At 66.1% G+C, this 14,888-nt stretch carries 19 protein-coding genes; 7 read left to right on the forward strand and 12 right to left on the reverse strand.

What is annotated here, in order from left to right; translation table 11 throughout:
- Positions 1 to 42 precede the first annotated feature (42 nt).
- Together RSO01_RS47710 and RSO01_RS31700 are read right to left on the reverse strand one after the other, a co-directional pair.
- Positions 43 to 207 (reverse strand): hypothetical protein, encoded by a 165-nt coding sequence (locus RSO01_RS47710; RefSeq protein WP_170303507.1) that lies wholly within the window; start codon positions 205 to 207, stop codon positions 43 to 45.
- A gap of 11 nt (positions 208 to 218) precedes the next feature.
- On the reverse strand, positions 219 to 1,268 hold the full coding sequence (locus RSO01_RS31700) for an LLM class flavin-dependent oxidoreductase (RefSeq protein WP_170303508.1): 1,050 nt from the start codon (positions 1,266 to 1,268) through the stop codon (positions 219 to 221).
- Between the two features lie 38 nt (positions 1,269 to 1,306).
- Here RSO01_RS31700 and RSO01_RS31705 point away from each other — a divergent pair, with 38 nt between their 5' ends.
- Complete coding sequence (locus tag RSO01_RS31705; RefSeq protein WP_147154567.1) at positions 1,307 to 2,413, forward strand: NAD-dependent epimerase/dehydratase family protein; 1,107 nt, start codon at positions 1,307 to 1,309, stop codon at positions 2,411 to 2,413.
- A gap of 13 nt (positions 2,414 to 2,426) precedes the next feature.
- Here RSO01_RS31705 and RSO01_RS31710 read toward each other — a convergent pair whose 3' ends face one another.
- The 3 genes from RSO01_RS31710 to RSO01_RS31720 all read right to left on the reverse strand — a co-directional run bounded on the left by RSO01_RS31710 (position 2,427) and on the right by RSO01_RS31720 (position 4,825).
- Positions 2,427 to 3,425 (reverse strand): VOC family protein, encoded by a 999-nt coding sequence (locus tag RSO01_RS31710; RefSeq protein WP_147154568.1) that lies wholly within the window; start codon positions 3,423 to 3,425, stop codon positions 2,427 to 2,429.
- A 163-nt stretch (positions 3,426 to 3,588) separates the two neighbouring features.
- Positions 3,589 to 3,804, reverse strand: a complete 216-nt coding sequence (locus tag RSO01_RS31715; RefSeq protein WP_147154569.1) for a hypothetical protein — start codon at positions 3,802 to 3,804, stop codon at positions 3,589 to 3,591.
- A 154-nt stretch (positions 3,805 to 3,958) separates the two neighbouring features.
- On the reverse strand, positions 3,959 to 4,825 hold the full coding sequence (locus RSO01_RS31720) for a LysR family transcriptional regulator (protein WP_147154570.1): 867 nt from the start codon (positions 4,823 to 4,825) through the stop codon (positions 3,959 to 3,961).
- Between the two features lie 87 nt (positions 4,826 to 4,912).
- Between RSO01_RS31720 and dapA the strand changes: the two genes are divergently transcribed.
- Entirely contained in the window at positions 4,913 to 5,788 is an 876-nt protein-coding gene (gene dapA, locus RSO01_RS31725) for a 4-hydroxy-tetrahydrodipicolinate synthase (protein ID WP_147154571.1), read from the forward strand.
- A 145-nt stretch (positions 5,789 to 5,933) separates the two neighbouring features.
- Here the strand turns inward: dapA and mscL are convergent, their stop codons facing one another.
- A complete protein-coding gene (mscL, locus tag RSO01_RS31730; RefSeq protein WP_147154572.1) occupies positions 5,934 to 6,356 on the reverse strand; it encodes a large conductance mechanosensitive channel protein MscL in 423 nt (140 codons plus the stop codon).
- Positions 6,357 to 6,391: 35 nt separating this feature from the next.
- Positions 6,392 to 7,345, reverse strand: coding sequence for an AEC family transporter (locus RSO01_RS31735; protein ID WP_147154573.1), 954 nt, complete (start codon positions 7,343 to 7,345; stop codon positions 6,392 to 6,394).
- Between the two features lie 137 nt (positions 7,346 to 7,482).
- On the opposite strand from RSO01_RS31735, the gene RSO01_RS31740 reads away from it, so the two are divergent.
- From RSO01_RS31740 to RSO01_RS31755, 4 genes are all read left to right on the forward strand, one after another.
- Complete coding sequence (locus RSO01_RS31740) at positions 7,483 to 7,878, forward strand: hypothetical protein (RefSeq protein WP_147154574.1); 396 nt, start codon at positions 7,483 to 7,485, stop codon at positions 7,876 to 7,878.
- Between the two features lie 122 nt (positions 7,879 to 8,000).
- The gene (locus tag RSO01_RS31745) at positions 8,001 to 8,867 is read left to right on the forward strand and encodes a sulfurtransferase (protein ID WP_147154575.1); all 867 of its coding nucleotides are present in this window, start codon (positions 8,001 to 8,003) and stop codon (positions 8,865 to 8,867) included.
- 14 nt (positions 8,868 to 8,881) lie between these two features.
- Positions 8,882 to 9,175: a DUF1330 domain-containing protein gene (locus RSO01_RS31750; RefSeq protein WP_147154576.1), complete on the forward strand. Its 294-nt coding sequence runs from the start codon at positions 8,882 to 8,884 to the stop codon at positions 9,173 to 9,175.
- Positions 9,176 to 9,230: 55 nt separating this feature from the next.
- The gene (locus RSO01_RS31755; protein WP_246158960.1) at positions 9,231 to 10,241 is read left to right on the forward strand and encodes a hypothetical protein; all 1,011 of its coding nucleotides are present in this window, start codon (positions 9,231 to 9,233) and stop codon (positions 10,239 to 10,241) included.
- On the opposite strand, the gene RSO01_RS31760 is transcribed toward RSO01_RS31755, so the two are convergent.
- The 4 genes from RSO01_RS31760 to groES all read right to left on the reverse strand — a co-directional run bounded on the left by RSO01_RS31760 (position 10,178) and on the right by groES (position 13,271).
- Positions 10,178 to 10,600 carry an NUDIX hydrolase gene (locus RSO01_RS31760; protein WP_170303509.1) on the reverse strand — a complete coding sequence of 141 codons (423 nt, stop codon included), beginning with the start codon at positions 10,598 to 10,600 and terminating at the stop codon, positions 10,178 to 10,180. The genes RSO01_RS31755 and RSO01_RS31760 overlap by 64 nt on opposite strands.
- 5 nt (positions 10,601 to 10,605) lie before the next feature.
- On the reverse strand, positions 10,606 to 11,148 hold the full coding sequence (locus RSO01_RS31765; protein ID WP_170303510.1) for a lysozyme inhibitor LprI family protein: 543 nt from the start codon (positions 11,146 to 11,148) through the stop codon (positions 10,606 to 10,608).
- A gap of 114 nt (positions 11,149 to 11,262) precedes the next feature.
- Positions 11,263 to 12,903, reverse strand: a complete 1,641-nt coding sequence (gene groL, locus RSO01_RS31770) for a chaperonin GroEL (RefSeq protein WP_147154580.1) — start codon at positions 12,901 to 12,903, stop codon at positions 11,263 to 11,265.
- Between the two features lie 50 nt (positions 12,904 to 12,953).
- Positions 12,954 to 13,271: a co-chaperone GroES gene (groES, locus tag RSO01_RS31775; protein WP_147154581.1), complete on the reverse strand. Its 318-nt coding sequence runs from the start codon at positions 13,269 to 13,271 to the stop codon at positions 12,954 to 12,956.
- Positions 13,272 to 13,542: 271 nt separating this feature from the next.
- Here groES and RSO01_RS31780 point away from each other — a divergent pair, with 271 nt between their 5' ends.
- Complete coding sequence (locus RSO01_RS31780; protein WP_147154582.1) at positions 13,543 to 13,809, forward strand: usg protein; 267 nt, start codon at positions 13,543 to 13,545, stop codon at positions 13,807 to 13,809.
- A 99-nt stretch (positions 13,810 to 13,908) separates the two neighbouring features.
- On the opposite strand, the gene RSO01_RS31785 is transcribed toward RSO01_RS31780, so the two are convergent.
- Positions 13,909 to 14,886 carry an NAD(P)H-dependent flavin oxidoreductase gene (locus tag RSO01_RS31785; protein ID WP_147154583.1) on the reverse strand — a complete coding sequence of 326 codons (978 nt, stop codon included), beginning with the start codon at positions 14,884 to 14,886 and terminating at the stop codon, positions 13,909 to 13,911.
- Between the last annotated feature and the right edge of the window lie 2 nt (positions 14,887 to 14,888).

The raw sequence follows: 14,888 nt of genomic DNA on the forward strand, positions 1-14,888 counted from the left end.
GCGCTCCGGCAAGAACATGAGCGCCACAGAGTGGCGACGTCATCACGGGACGTAGCCTTGGGGAGTTCGATGCGGATCGGCAGGTTCCCTGGGGCTCGGCGGCGCGTAGCCGGGAAACTCCTTGAAGGTATAGGGCGTGTACTTGTCAGCACACGCCCCCACCAAGCCGACAAGGGCAACGATGGCGAACTGGAGAAGGCGTTGCACGTCGTCGTCCCTCACTTGAAGCGCGGCATGACCTCCTGACAGAGCAGCCGCAGCGCCTCCAGCACCTGGGCGTGCGGAATGAGACTGCCCGGGTTGAGCTCGGCCAGAATGCCATTGAGGCCGAGCACGGCGCGCAACTCTTCCAGGCGGTCGATGACACGCTCGGGCCTGCCGACGATCATGCGCTCGCGCAGAACTTCCTCGTAGTCGATGTTCTGCATCTTGGCGCCGCGCTCGGCGCGATTCTCGATGGCACGCGCGCCCGAGGCGCTGGCCGAGGCGGCCAGTCGATCGCCGATATAGCGCAGCAGATGCATGACGCTCTCGCGCGGCTCCTCGCGTGCCTTCTCGTCGGTGTCGGCGACGTAGACCGGCACGCGCAGATAGACCTCGCCCTCGCCGGGATGACCTGCCTTCTTCCAGGCCTCGCGATAAGTCTTCACCAGCGGTGCCAGCTCGGAGATGTTGCCGGTACGCGCGGCGACGAAGATCGGATGGCCGAGCTCGGCCACCTCGACGTAGGTGTCGGGGCTCGCCGCGGCGACACGGATCTCGGGCCAGGGCTGCTGCAGGGACTTGGGCGCCAGCCGGACGTTCTCGTAGGTGAAGTACTTGCCCGAATGGCTGAAGCGTTCCTCGGTGAAGGCACGCTTCAGGATATGCAGCGTCTCGGAGAAGCGTTCGCGGCTTTCGCCGTAGTCGACGCCGTAGGTCTTGTAGGTATGGGCGAAGCCCGAGCGGCCGACACCGAAGATCAGGCGGCCTTTGCTCAGCTGGTCGACAGTGGCGACCTCCTCGGCCAGCCGCAGCGGATGGCAGAGCGGCAGCACCTGCACGGCCGTGCCGATCTTCATGCGCTCGGTGCGCTGGGCGATCGTCGCGGCGATCATCATCGGCGAGGAGAGCACCGAGCGCTCGGGCGCGAAGTGCAGCTCGGCGAGCCACATCGCGTCGAGGCCCCACTCTTCGGCGGCATCAACCTGCGCAAGCGAATTGGCGAAGGACTGCTGGGCGGTCTCGCCGGGCAGCGCCTGAAACTCGTGGAACATTCCGAATTCCATCGGTCCTCCTCGACAGGCGGCCATGGTATGACCGAATCATGCCGTCCAAAAGGGTCCTGATTGCCGGCGCAACCGGTCTTGTCGGCTATGCCGCCCTGAAGCACTTCGGCTCGCAGAAGGACTGCGAGGTGATCGCCCTCTCGCGTCGCCAGCCGGACGAGACTTTCGGAGCGCGATGGCATCCGCTCGACCTTACCGACGCTGCAGCCTGTGCGAGCCTCGTCTCCGGGCTCGGCGCCATCACCCATCTGGTCTACGCCGCGCTCTACGAGCGGCCGGGGCTGGTCGCGGGTTGGCAGGAAGACGAGCAGATCCGCACCAACGACCTGATGCTGCGCAACCTTCTGGGGCCTCTGGAGCAGGCATCGTCGTTGCGCCACGTCGCCCTGCTGCAGGGCACCAAAGCTTACGGCGTGCATGTCCGGCCGCTCACCGTGCCGGCGCGCGAGAACCGCTCGGAGATGCACGAGCAGCCGAACTTCTATTGGAACCAGGAGCGCTACCTGCGCGAGGCCCAAAGTAAAGCGGAACTGGCGGGCAAGGCGTGGAGCTGGTCGATCCTGCGGCCGGTGCTGATCGTGGGCGATTCCGTCGGCAGCGCCATGAACGTGATCCCCGCCCTCGGCGCCTACGCCGCGATGATGCGGCGCGCCAGCAAGACTAGGCTCGACTATCCCGGCGGCGTCGGCCGCGTGGCACAGGCGGTCGATGCCGACCTGCTGGCGCGCGCCATCGCCTGGTCGGGCGAGTCGACGAAGGCGCGCAACGAGATCTTCAACGTCACCAATGGCGACGTCTTCGTCTGGCCAAATGTGTGGCCCGCCATCGCCGATGCGCTGGGCTTCGAGCCGGGCGAGCATGTGCCGCTCCGCCTCGACAGCGAGATCCGTCCGCAGGAGGCGGCATGGGCCGAGATCCGCGCGGCGCACGGGCTGACGTCGGGCACGCTCAAGGAGTTCGTCGGCCTTTCGTTCGAATATGCCGACTACACGATGGGCTACGGCCGCGACCGGCCCGGTCCGCCCGCCATCGTCTCGACCATCAAGCTGATGCAGGCGGGCTTCTGCGAGGTGATGGACACCGAGATGATGTTCCGGAAGGCCTTCGCCGAGATGCAGGCCAAGAAGCTGCTGCCGCCGCGCTGACCATACGCCTCGATCAGTAGAAGATCGACAGGTCGGGTGCCGGCGTCTGAGCCTCGCCGGCGATGTCGGGCGTTCCGTACTGGATGAAGCTCTCCGGCAGGGCGGCGCCCCAATAGGTACCGGTACCGCGCTCGCGCTCGTTCCAGGTCACCGGCCGCCAGTCGGGTGCCAGCACGAGGTAGCTGCCCGAGTAGATCTCTACGCGGTTGCCGCCGGGCTCGTAGGAATACAGATAGAAGCCCTGCGAGTTGTTGTGCTTCGACGGGCCGGCCTCGATGAAGACGCCGTTCTCGACGAGGATATCGGCAGCGCGCAGCACGTCCTCGCGATTGTCGACCCACAGCGAGAAGTGATGCAGGCGACCGTGCCCACCCTTCACGTCGGCGACATAGGCGAGCTGGTGGTGAATGGCGTTGGGGCTCATCCACGAGCCGATCTCGTTCTTGCCGTCGTCGAAGACGACCTGCTCGCGCAGTTGGAAGCCGAGCAGTTCCTGGGCGAAGCGGCGATTGGTGGCGACGTCCGACGCCAGGAGCGCCAGATGGTCGGTACGACGCACGCCGACGCCCCGGCCGGTGTATTTCTGCGGCTGGTTCTTCAGGGCCGAGCGCAGGCCTTCCGCGGCTTCGTAGCGCTGTTCCTCGAAATAGATCTCCATGTGATGGCCGTCGGGATCGCGGAAGCGGAAGGATCGGCCGCGGCCGAAGTCGCCGTTGGTCCAGCCGATGCCCAAACCCACCTCCTGCAGTGCCGCGGCGCGGCGTTCCAGCGCTGCCGGACTTGTCGCCCGCCAGGCAATGCCGCCGACGCCCGGCGACGGCGCCTGGCTGAGCTTCAGCGTGCTGGCGGCATAGTCGCCATAGCCGCGCAGCCAGGCGGCGGCGGCCGTGCGCTGGACGACCTCCATCCCCAGGAGATCGCGGAAATACCACAGGCTCTTCTCGAGCTGTGGCGTCAGAAGCTCGACCGAGCCGAGGTGGGCGATATCGTGCAGCGGTTCCGGCGACGTCATCCATGAAAGCCTGAGCAATCACCTCACAGCCTGCCTTGACCCAGATCAATCGGCAGCGGTCCGTTGGTCGCGCGATGAGCCAGGTCGGAAAAAGAAGGACCCGGATCGCGATCCGAAGATCGCGGCCCGGGTCCATCGACGCCCCCTCAAAACACTGGCGCGATTACTTCAAGCTGTCGGAAATCTGCTCGAGGTTGGCCTGGGTCTGATTCGCGATGTCGCTGACCTGCGCATTGCGATTGACCCACTGGCGGGCCACCGGCGGCACCTCGAAGCCCATCACCGTCTCAGGCAGCTGGACCTTCAGATTGCCTGTCATGGTGAGACAGACGACGGCCAGGAAGCCGAGCTTGACCGTCCATCCGAGAAGAAATCGCATGCCCGGATGATAGTTTCACAGGCTCCGCCATGACAGCAAACGATCGTATCAATTGTGTAGGGCGTTTCGCGTCATGTTCTTCCGGACCGCGCGCTTCCAGCGCGCTCATGAGCTTGAGCGCGCTAAAAGCGCGCGGTCCGGAAGAGCATGAGGACTACCGCAACGCAAAGCTCGCGCGCACGTGGTCGGCGAGATCGCGCGCGGCGGGCGACAGGCCGGGCGGTGCGTAGAGATTGATGCGGAACTCGGGCAGCGGCGGCAGGCGCGCCTCGCGTGCGGCCTTGCCGTCGAAGATCTCGAAGCGCGGCGGCACCGAGGAGCGCAGCAGCGGCGCCACCGCCAGCCCCGCCTCGATCGCGGCATAGACCGGCTCGAGTCGGCTCACCTCGCAGACCGCGCGCCAGTCGCGCCGCAGGCGGCCCAGCGCCTCTACGGCGACGGGACGGAACACGCAGGTCGGCGCGCCCAGCGACACCGGCAGTGGATCGCGCAGATGGGCCTCGCCGCCCGATGCGCCGACCCAGACCAGCCGGTCGGTGCGCAGCGTCTCGCCGTGGCGGCCGCAGTCGGTCTCGGTGGTGAGCGCGAGATCGACGGCGCCCTTGCGCAGCTCGTCGCGCACGACGCGCGAATCCTCGCACACCAGGCTGACGCGCACGCGCGGCTGCGCCTTGGCGAAGCGGCGCAGGATCGGCGGCACGAAGCTGCCGATGATGTCGTAGGGCACGCCGAGCCGCACCTCGCCCTCGAACGAAGGCGTGCGCATGGCCGACCACACCTCGTCGTTCAACGCCAGCAGGCGCCGCGCCTGGGCAAGCAACCTCTCGCCCGCCGGCGCCAAGGCGAGCTTGCGGCCCCGGCGTTCGAACAGCCGGCAGTCGAGCGCCTCCTCCAGCCGCTTGATCTGCTGGCTGGCGGCAGCCTGGCTGACGCCCAGCGCCGAAGCGGCGGCGGTGACGCCGTCGGCATCGACGACGCCGACGAAGGCGCGGATCAGGGAGATGTCGAGGTCTCTTCTCATAACGGATACTGAACGATCATATCTAAAACATTCGTTTTCATTATAGCAGATCTGCTCTTACCGTCATCTGCGATCGGAGGACGACGAATGATCACAGGTCTTTGGCTGCCCATCGTGACGCCGTTCAAGGATGGCGCCGTCGACTTCAAGAGCTACGAGCGGCTGATCGAGCACTACCTGGCGTCCGGCATCGACGGAGTGTTCCCGCTCGGCACCACGGGCGAATCGCCGGCCCTCGATGCGGTGGAGATCGACGAACTGGTCGAGCGCACCGTGGCGACGGTGGCCGGCCGCGTGCCGGTGTTCGTGGGCGTCGGCGGCAACGCCACCGCCAAGGTCGAGAAGGAGCTGAAGCGCCTGGAACGCCATGCCTTCGAGGGCATCGTCTCGGTCTGCCCCTACTACAACCGGCCGAGCCAGGACGGGCTCCTGGCGCATTTCCGCGCCGTCGCCGCGGCGACCGACCGTGACGTGCTGATCTACAACATCCCCTATCGCACGGCGGTGAATCTCGCCAACGATTCGCTGATCGAGCTTGCCGAGGTGAAGAACATCGTGGGCGTGAAGGACAGCTCGGGCAGCATCGCCCAGTCACTCGAGCTGCTGGCGCGCAAGCCCAACGACTTCTCGGTGCTGACCGGCGAGGACGCGCTCTACTTCACCATGATGGCCAACGGCGCCGAGGGCGGCATCCTGGCGGCGAGCCATGTCATGACCGAACGCTTCGTCGAAGTCGGGCGGCGCTTCGCTGCCAACGACATCGTTGGCGCGCGTGCCGCGTGGGCGCCGCTCGCGCCCCTGGTGCCGCTGCTGTTCGCCGAGGCCAATCCGATGCCGATCAAGTACCTGTTGTGGCGTCAGGGCCTGATCGCTTCGCCGGAGTGCCGCCTGCCGTTGACGCGGATCTCGGACGGCCTGGCGCGGCGGCTCGATGCCATTGTCGGCGAGCGGCTGGCGGCATAACGCTCCGGAGCGCGGACCTCCAGGTCCGCTCATGCTCTTCGTCTTCCGGACCGCGAGCTTCCAGCTCGCTCATGATTCATGAGCGAGCTGGAAGCTCGCGGTCCGAAAGAACATGAGCGGACCTGGAGGTCCGCGCTCCAAAGAACTAAGCCCTCGCCTTCAGGAGATCGCGGATCTCCGTCAGCAGCTCCTGCTCCTTGGTCGGTGGCGCGGGCGGCGGCGGGGCGGCAGCTTCCTGCTGGAACAGGCGGTTCATGCCTCTGATCACCAGGAACAGGATCCAGGCGATGATGATGAAGTTCACCGTCACGGTGATGAACTGGCCGTAGCCCAGGGTGGCGCCAGCTTTCTTGGCGGCGTCGTAATTCGTGGCCTGGCTCGACGCCGAGGTGAGGCCGATGAAGTAGTTGGTGAAGTCGAGCCCGCCGAAGACGCGGCCGATGATCGGCATCATGATGTCGTTGACCATCGAATCGATGATCTTGCCGAAGGCGGCGCCGATGATGACGCCGATGGCGAGATCGACGACGCTGCCGCGCATCGCGAATTTCTTGAATTCCTGGAGCATCTCCACCCTCCGTCGGTTGGACCGGTCGTCGGTCGTCAGGACACGCGAAGCAGCACGAGCAAAGCAGAAACGGTGATCACCGAGAAGGCCGTCGACAGCAGAACTGACGCTGAATTCTGCTCGACCGCAATGTCGAACTGCTTGGCCAGCACGAAGGCGTTGGCCGCCGTCGGCAGGGCCGCCATCAGCAGCGCCACCTTGCCCGGCACGGATGTTAGGTCAATGAACAGCGGCAGCACCAGCCACGCCGCAAGCGGCTGCAGCAGGAGCTTGATCACTGTGGCGCATCCCGCCTCGGCAAGCCCGCTCCTGATCGACTTGTCCGACAGGAAGAGGCCGATGGCGAACAGCGCACAGGGTGCCGCCGCCGCGCCCAAAAGGTCGAGCCACTTCTCGACCGGCGTCGGAATCGGCAGGCCGACCGCGGACACCACGATGCCCAGCGCGATCGACACGGGCAGCGGATTGCGCGCCACGTTGAACGCCGCGCGCAGGAAGGTCCTAAGCGGCCCGTGCCCCGCCGCCACCTCGAGCTCGATCAGCATGACGCCGATCACCATGGCGACGATGGCGGTCACGATCACTGTCAGCATGGCGGGCGGCAGTCCGCCCTCGCCGAATGCCGCCAAGCAGAGTGGCACGCCCATGTAGCCGACATTGCCCCAAGAGGCGGCGATGCCCTGCAGGCTCATGGCGGCCAAGCCACCCCCCTTGCCCGTCACTCGCGAGACCAGCCGGGTCGTCGCCATGCCGAGCAGGAAGGTCGCCAGGACGACGACGCCGAAGCCCAGCATCAGGGCCGGGTCGAGCACGGCGGCCACCGGGGTGCGCGCCAAAGTGCCGAAAAACAGCACCGGCAGGGCGAAATAGCTCACGAAGGCGTTCAGGGCGGCGGTCGATTCCCCGCCCAGGATGCGCCAGCGGCCGGCCAGATACCCCGCCAGGATGACGCCGAAGATCGGCAAAGCGACGTTGAGAATGGCCTGCACGGGGCTGCCAGCGCCTTCAATTTCAGTTCTTGTAACTCATTAGGAAATTGACATAAATAACACAAATCCCATAATATTTCGGCACCATAACGAGGCCGCACCCGTCCCCTCCGCCAGCGGCCCGGGAGAGATCGAAAATGCGTCTGTTGATCGCCAGCATGGCCGCTTTGGCGGCTGTCGCCCTTGCCGCCCCGTCCTACGCCCAGACCCCGGAAGACAGCACGACGGCGCCGGCAGCTCCGGCCCCGGTTCCGACCGCCAAGCCCAAGCCCGGCACGGCGGCCTACTGCCAGAGCCTGAAGACGTCCAGCTCGCGCAGCTCCTGCCTCAAGAAGGTGAGCAGCGCCAGCAAGACCACGACGACCAAGGCGTCGGCCACGACGGCCAAGAAGACCAAGAAGAGCACGACGACGCCGGCCGCGCCCAAGCAGCCCGACGTCGGCCAGCTCAGCGCCCCGCCGGCCGCCGCTCCTGCGGCGACGACGCCGTCGGGCAGCGTCGCCGTTCCGCCGCTGCCGCAGAAGACCATTTGACGGGCGAAGCCCGTCACCCTGAGCGCAGCCGAAGGGTCTACAGCGCGACGAGGCCCCTCGACTTCGCTTCGCTTCGCTCGGGGTGAGAGATAAAGTCGCCTCCCATTTTTCGGGAGAGCGACATGGCCGGCCATTCCGCGGCGTTGATATCGACCGAAGAGCTCGCGCGCCGCATGGACGCGCCGGGCCTTCGCCTCTTCGACTGCACGACCTATCTGCGCCCCCGGCCCGAGGGCGGCTACAACGTCGAAAGCGGCCGCGCCAACTACGACCAGGGCCATATCCCGGGCGCCGCCTTCCTCGACATCGCCGGTGAGATATCCGAGCCGGACTCCAAGCTGCGCTTCACCATGCCGTCGCTGGGCGCGCTCACCACCGCCTTCGCGGCCAAGGGCATCGGGCATGGCACCTTCGTGGTGCTGTACAGCCATGCCTCGCCGAACTGGGCGACGCGCGTCTGGTGGATGCTGCGCGCCATCGGCTTCGACGACGCGGCGATCCTCGATGGCGGGCTCGACAAGTGGAAGGCCGAAGGCCGGCCGCTCAGCACCGCCGTCACGCGCTATCCGGCCGCGACACTCACCTTGCGCGGACGGCCCGAGATCTTCGTCGACAAGGAGGCGATCAAGGCGGCCATCGGCAAGACCGACACGCTGACGCTGAATGCGCTCAGCCACGACCAGCACAAGGGCACAGGCGGCGTCGTCTACGGACGCGCCGGACGCATCGCGGGATCGTCATGCGTGCCGGCAGCGAGCCTGTTCGGACCGGACAAGACCCTGAAGCCGATCGCCGAATTGCGCGCCGCCTTCGAAGGCGTCGGCGCGGCACCGGACAAGCGCGTGCTGGTCTATTGCGGCGGCGGCATCGCCGCCACGCTCGACGCCTTCGTGCTGACGGCTCTGCTCGGCCACAAGAACGTCTCGGTGTATGACAACTCAATGCAGGAATGGTCCAACGACGCCAGCCTGCCGATGGAAACCGGTTGATCGAGGAGGATGCCATGCCCGCTTACATGATCGTCGAGGTCGAGACGACCGACGAGGCCCTGATGGCCGAATACCGCAAGCACACGCCGGGGCTGGTCGCCAAGTTCGGCGGCAAGTTCATCGTGCGCGGCGGCAAGACGCGCACGCTCGAAGGTGGCTGGACGCCGCCGCGCGTCGTGGTGCTGGAATTCCCGAGCTACGAGGCGGCGGAGAAGTTCTACGAGTCGCCGGAATACAAGCCCGTGCTCGAGATGCGGCTCAAGGCCGGCAAGTCCAAGGCGATCCTCGTCGACGGCCACAGTGGCTGATTCTGGGGCTGATACGGCCGCGTATCGCGCGGTCGGCACTCTCTACAACGCACTGATGACCGCCCTGATCCTGGGGCTGGTCACGCGGCGTGGTGAGGACACCGCGCGGGAATATGTCTTTCGCCATTTCCGCCGGCAGCACCTCGAGAAGTTCTTGCCTGGCTTGCAGAAGCTCGGCATCGCCGGCGTGCCCGACGCGCCGGCCTGTGCGCTCTATCACTATCATTCGAATGCGCTGGGCGGCGTGAAGACGGGCTACCTGCGCGAAAGCGACAGGAAGGCCTGGGTGCGCTATCCGCCGCCGCGCTGGATCTGGCGCGGCACGGCGATCGCGGCCGTGCCGCATGCGGTGTCGGCAGCGATGCTGCACGGCTGGCACGGCCACAACGGCGTGTCGCTCGGCAATCCGGGCCTTGGCTTCGTCTGCACCGGCATGACGGTCGACGGCATGCCGGGCCTCGAAGGCTACTATTTCGATTACGGCCGGCCGCTCAAGGAAGAGGAGCGCGTGCGCTTCGCCTACGGCAAGGAAGAGATGCCGCGCGTCGATTGGGCGGCGCAGCCCAAGCTCGAGACGGCGAACTGGCCCGAGGAGCGCCGGCAGCGCACCTTCCGCGCCTATGCCCTGGAATATCTGCGCACCATGCTGCCGACGCTGCAGGAGCTTTTAGGACCCGCCGACGCGCAGATAGAGCTCGGCCGCGTGGCGCGCCTGGTCGGCCTGCAGTTCCATGAGGAGACGGCGCGCGACATGGGGCTGCCGACCGACGTCGAGCGCGGCGACCTGCAAAGCGCCCGCGACTTCGCGCGTTGGCTGGCGGCCGTGCTGGCGGCAGAGGGCGAGGAGGTCGAAACCTCGGAAGCCGATGGCGCGGTGACGGTGAGACAGGACGGCTGGCGTGCGGTGCGGGAGTTGTCGCTGCCTGATCCGCTGAAAGCCTTCGATGCCTGGAACGAACTATGGTTGGGCGCGGCCGCGGCGCACGACCGGTTCCTGAAGGTTCAGACGACGCGGTCGCTCGGCGATCGCGGCTGGCAGGCAGCCTGGCGGATCGCCGCCAGGTAGCAGCCCGGCAGCCTGTGGCCCGCGACGCTGTCACCGAGGTCGTCGAGGGCAAGCCAGCGTGTCTCCAGATGCTCGTGGCTGAGCACGACGGCATCGTTGCCGACCAGGCGGCAGACGAACGGCAGGATGCGCACGAAGCGGCTGGGAAGGACCTCGAACAGATGCTCGTCGAGCGCCGCACCGACCTCGACACTGAGCCCTGCCTCTTCGCGCACCTCGCGTTCGAGTGCCGTGGGATGATCCTCACCCGGATCGGGCCGCCCGCCCGGTAGATCCCATTCGTCGCGCTCGTTGAGCAACAGCAGGACGCGGCCGCGATCGATCAGCACGCCTTTCACGGAAATCGGGTACGTGGCCACGCCTCTCAATAGACGAAGCCGCGTCGATAGAGCAGCGCGCGCTCCGCCGTCCTGTCTCGCTGGCAACGGGCGGGCTGAATGATCCGGTCCGTTCCTGGACCAACCTGGGCAGCCGCGAACGCGCAATCCGCCTCCCCGGCCAGCCACGCCTGATGCGCCTCTCCCAGAAGAGGGAGCGCTGCTTCGAGCGGCGGATTGAAGGGGAGCTTCGCGGCCGCCTCGTCCCACTTGGCGGCCTGCCGACGCAGCGAGGCGTACTCCCTGTCGAGGATTGCCGCCCACGCTTGTCCCTCGGCCGAGGCGCAGTACATCGCCTGATGGGCTCTGGAATCGAGATCCGTCGTGTCCACGCAGCGACGAGTCTCCTGGCCGATACACCGGCGCGTCGCTTCCGTACCCGTCCGGAGCTGCTCCTTCTCCGCCGACGCGATGCACTCCAGGATTAGATGCTCGCTCGCCCTGAAGTCCGCTGCCGAATGCTGCGCATTGGCCTCGGAAGTCGTGCCGACAAGGCAAAGCATACCGACGACCGTCAACAAGCTTCGCATCGCCATCTCCCGTCGGCGCGCAGGCTATCGGGCCTCGTCGCGGCCGGCATCCGGACAAAGAAAAGGCCGGGGATTGCTCCCCGGCCCTTCCGTAACATCTGTCGTCGACTGGACTTAGAAGTCCATGTCGCCGCCCATGCCGCCGCCCGGCGGCATGCCGGCCGGCGCCTTCTTCTCAGGCTTCTCGGCGACCATGGCTTCGGTCGTCACCAGCAGACCGGCCACCGAAGCGGCGTCCTGCAGGGCGGTGCGCACGACCTTGACCGGATCGATGATGCCGGACTTGATCATGTCGACATAGTCACCCTTCTGGGCGTCGAAGCCGAAGTTGGCGTCCTTCTGGTCGAGCATCTTGCCCGCAACCACCGCGCCGTCGAAGCCGGCGTTCTCGGCGATCTGGCGGACCGGCGACTGCAGCGCGCGGCGCACGATCTCGATGCCGACCTTCTGGTCGTCATTGGCCGAGCGCAGCTTGTCGAGCGCACGGATGGCGTACAGCAGAGCCGCACCGCCGCCCGCGACCACGCCCTCTTCCACGGCCGCCTTGGTGGCGTGCATGGCGTCGTCAACGCGGTCCTTCTTCTCCTTGACCTCGACCTCGGTCGCGCCGCCCACCTTGATGATGGCGACACCGCCGGCGAGCTTGGCCAGGCGCTCCTGGAGCTTCTCGCGGTCGTAGTCCGAGGTGGTCTCCTCGATCTGCGCCTTGATCTGCGAGATGCGGCCCTCGAGGTCGACCTTCTTGCCTGAGCCGTCGACGATCGTGGTGTTCTCCTTCTCGACGATGACCTTCTTGGCCTTGCCGAGCATGTCGAGCGTCACGTTCTCGAGCTTGATGCCGAGGTCCTCGGAGATCAGCTGACCGCCGGTCAGGACCGCCATGTCCTCGAGCATCGCCTTGCGGCGATCACCGAAGCCCGGCGCCTTGACGGCAGCGATCTTCAGCCCGCCGCGCAGCTTGTTGACGACCAGGGTGGCCAGGGCCTCGCCCTCGACGTCCTCGGCCACGATCAGCAGCGGCTTGCCCGACTGCACGACCGCCTCGAGCACCGGCAGCATCGCCTGCAGGCCCGAGAGCTTCTTCTCGAACAGCAGGATGTACGGGCTGTCGAGCTCGGCGATCATCTTGTCGGCGTTGGTGATGAAGTACGGCGAGAGATAGCCGCGATCGAACTGCATGCCTTCGACGACGTCGAGCTCGGTGTCGAGGCTCTTGGCCTCTTCGACCGTGATCACGCCCTCGTTGCCGACCTTCTTCATCGCCTCGGCGATCATCTTGCCGATCGACTTGTCGCCGTTGGCCGAGATGGTGCCGACCTGGGCGACCTCGTCGGAGCCCGTGATCTTCTTGGCGCGGGCCTTGATGTCCTCGACCGCCGCGTCGACGGCGAGGTCGATGCCGCGCTTGAGGTCCATCGGGTTCATGCCGGCCGCAACCGACTTCACGCCCTCGCGCACGATCGCCTGGGCGAGCACGGTCGCCGTCGTCGTGCCGTCGCCGGCGATGTCGTTGGTCTTCGAGGCCACTTCGCGCACCATCTGGGCGCCCATGTTCTCGAATTTGTCGGCGAGCTCGATCTCCTTGGCGACGGTGACGCCGTCCTTGGTGATGCGCGGCGCACCGAAGCTCTTGTCGAGCACGACGTTGCGGCCCTTCGGACCCAGCGTCACCTTGACCGCGTCGGCGAGAATGTCGACGCCGCGCAGCATGCGCTGACGGGCATCGCCGCTAAAGCGGACTTCCTTGGCTGCCATTGCTTATCCCTCTTGGTTGGATTGAGTGTGTTGTCTGGATGGCGGAGCGATCAGGCGGCCTTCTTGGCGGCCGCGGCGGAACCCTCGAGGATTCCCATGATGTCGCTCTCCTTCATGATCAGATACTCGACGCCGTCGAGCTTGACCTCGGTGCCGGACCACTTGCCGAACAGGATGCGATCACCTGCCTTGACGTCGGGAGCGACCAGCGCACCCTTCTCATCCCGGGCGCCCGGGCCGACGGCGACGACTTCGCCTTCCATCGGCTTTTCCTTGGCCGTATCCGGAATGATGATGCCGCCCTTGGTCTTCTCTTCCTCCGCGACGCGCTTGACCACGACGCGATCGTGAAGCGGACGGAACTTCATGCTTCTTCCTCCAATATCCCTGGTTGAACCTGCGCGGCTAGGCAGCCGCGACGGAAAGGACTGCTATCAGCACTCTCCTGTGGTGAGTGCCAACGCGCCTGCGATTTAGGGGTGTGGACGGAATGAGTCAAGGCGCGGGAACAAAGTCACTTCGCATTAGCAGCAATCTCAAGGGAGTGCTGCTAATGCCTTGATGTGAAACGAATTTTCTTGGATTTTTGTTAAGCGTGCGTGACTATTCCCTTACGAGCGTTGTGTCAAGGAGTGCTCGATGGACCGTAGTTTTACTGCGCAGCTCAACAACTATCGCCTGACGACCGCCGAAATCCTCTATTGGATGCCAGATCACCGGCATGTCCTGCAGAGTTTCGTATGGCAGAACCTGGATCTGGCGCCGAGGTTTCCCGCCCTCACCAAGTTCCTCGACTTCTGGGAACACAATCTCGACGGCAAGGTGCACCGCGTGCGGGTGGCCAACGCCCAGCTGATCAAGCCGGCCGAGTTCCGCTTCTCCAACGGGCTATACGCGCTGCACTGATTTCCGTCGTCCCGACCGGAGCGCGAAGCGCGGAGTGGAGGGACCTTCTCTCCACAACAAGCCGCATATCGTCGAAAGAAGATCCCTCGACTGCGCCGCCTATGGGCGGCTTCGCTCGGGATGACGAGCTATTTCGTATTCCGCAGCCGTGCGCGCGATCAGCTCGGCGACCGACGGGATGTCGGCCACGCCCGACACGGAGTGACCGGCGCTCCAGATGTCCTTCCATCGTTTGGCATCCGGCTTATCGCGTTCCGCCGCGTTGATGTCCTTCGCGATATCGATCGAACCGCGCATCGGCAGGTTGTCGGGATCGAGGCCGGCGGCAGCGATCGACGGTCGCAGCATGTTGGTCTCGAGCCCGGTGAAGGCGCGGGTCAGCAGCACGTCGTCGAGCCGGCTCTTCACCAACATTTCCTTGTAGCCGTCCTTGGCCAGGCTCTCGCGCGTGGCGATGAACTTGGTGCCCATGTAGGCGAGATCGCAGCCCAGCGTCTCGGCCGCGGCGATCGCCTGGCCGTCGGCCATGCCGCCTGCCATGACGACGATGCCGTCCCAGAATTTCCGCACCGCGCGCACGAAGGCGAACGGATTGACCCAGCCGGTCTGGCCGCCGGCGCCTGCCGTCAGCAGCACCAGGCCGTCGACGCCGGCGGCGACGGCCTTCTCGGCGTGGCGCACGGAAGCGACGTCGGCCAGCACCAGGCAGCCCGCGTCCTTGAGCGGCTTCAGCACCGGCTCGGGCGAGCCGACGCTGGTGATGACGATCTCGACCTTGTGGCGCAGGACGGCAGCGAGATCGTCGGGCACGCGCGTGTTGGAGCGATGCACGATCAGGTTGGGGCAAAGAGGTGCCGTGGGCTTGCCGGTCTCGTCGGCAGCACGCTTCAAGTCGTCGGCCATGTCGGCCAGCCAGCGGTCGAGTTCTTCTACGGTGCGACAGTTCGCGGTAGGGAACGAACCGATGACGCCGGCGCGGCACGCGGCCTTCACCAGCGCCGGCCCGGACACCAGGAACATCGGGGCTGCGATCAGCGGCAGACCGAGGCGACTTTTCAGCGAGGCGGGCAATGACATGG

It is taken from the genome of Reyranella soli (assembly GCF_007992495.1).
Lineage (GTDB): Bacteria > Pseudomonadota > Alphaproteobacteria > Reyranellales > Reyranellaceae > Reyranella > Reyranella soli.

Excerpts from the sequence above, each read along its gene's own strand:
- RSO01_RS31780 (WP_147154582.1), top strand. The coding sequence starts at position 13,543 with ATGGACCGTAGTTTTACTGCGCAGCTCAACAACTATCGCCTGACGACC.
- RSO01_RS31745 (WP_147154575.1), top strand. The coding sequence starts at position 8,001 with ATGGCCGGCCATTCCGCGGCGTTGATATCGACCGAAGAGCTCGCGCGC.
- RSO01_RS31765 (WP_170303510.1), bottom strand. The coding sequence starts at position 11,148 with ATGCGAAGCTTGTTGACGGTCGTCGGTATGCTTTGCCTTGTCGGCACG.
- RSO01_RS31710 (WP_147154568.1), bottom strand. The coding sequence starts at position 3,425 with ATGACGTCGCCGGAACCGCTGCACGATATCGCCCACCTCGGCTCGGTC.
- dapA (WP_147154571.1), top strand. The coding sequence starts at position 4,913 with ATGATCACAGGTCTTTGGCTGCCCATCGTGACGCCGTTCAAGGATGGC.
- groL (WP_147154580.1), bottom strand. The coding sequence starts at position 12,903 with ATGGCAGCCAAGGAAGTCCGCTTTAGCGGCGATGCCCGTCAGCGCATG.
- RSO01_RS31720 (WP_147154570.1), bottom strand. The coding sequence starts at position 4,825 with ATGAGAAGAGACCTCGACATCTCCCTGATCCGCGCCTTCGTCGGCGTC.
- RSO01_RS31750 (WP_147154576.1), top strand. The coding sequence starts at position 8,882 with ATGCCCGCTTACATGATCGTCGAGGTCGAGACGACCGACGAGGCCCTG.
- RSO01_RS31785 (WP_147154583.1), bottom strand. The coding sequence starts at position 14,886 with ATGTCATTGCCCGCCTCGCTGAAAAGTCGCCTCGGTCTGCCGCTGATC.
- RSO01_RS31715 (WP_147154569.1), bottom strand. The coding sequence starts at position 3,804 with ATGCGATTTCTTCTCGGATGGACGGTCAAGCTCGGCTTCCTGGCCGTC.
- RSO01_RS31700 (WP_170303508.1), bottom strand. The coding sequence starts at position 1,268 with ATGGAATTCGGAATGTTCCACGAGTTTCAGGCGCTGCCCGGCGAGACC.
- RSO01_RS31705 (WP_147154567.1), top strand. The coding sequence starts at position 1,307 with ATGCCGTCCAAAAGGGTCCTGATTGCCGGCGCAACCGGTCTTGTCGGC.
- groES (WP_147154581.1), bottom strand. The coding sequence starts at position 13,271 with ATGAAGTTCCGTCCGCTTCACGATCGCGTCGTGGTCAAGCGCGTCGCG.
- RSO01_RS31755 (WP_246158960.1), top strand. The coding sequence starts at position 9,231 with ATGACCGCCCTGATCCTGGGGCTGGTCACGCGGCGTGGTGAGGACACC.
- mscL (WP_147154572.1), bottom strand. The coding sequence starts at position 6,356 with ATGCTCCAGGAATTCAAGAAATTCGCGATGCGCGGCAGCGTCGTCGAT.
- RSO01_RS31740 (WP_147154574.1), top strand. The coding sequence starts at position 7,483 with ATGCGTCTGTTGATCGCCAGCATGGCCGCTTTGGCGGCTGTCGCCCTT.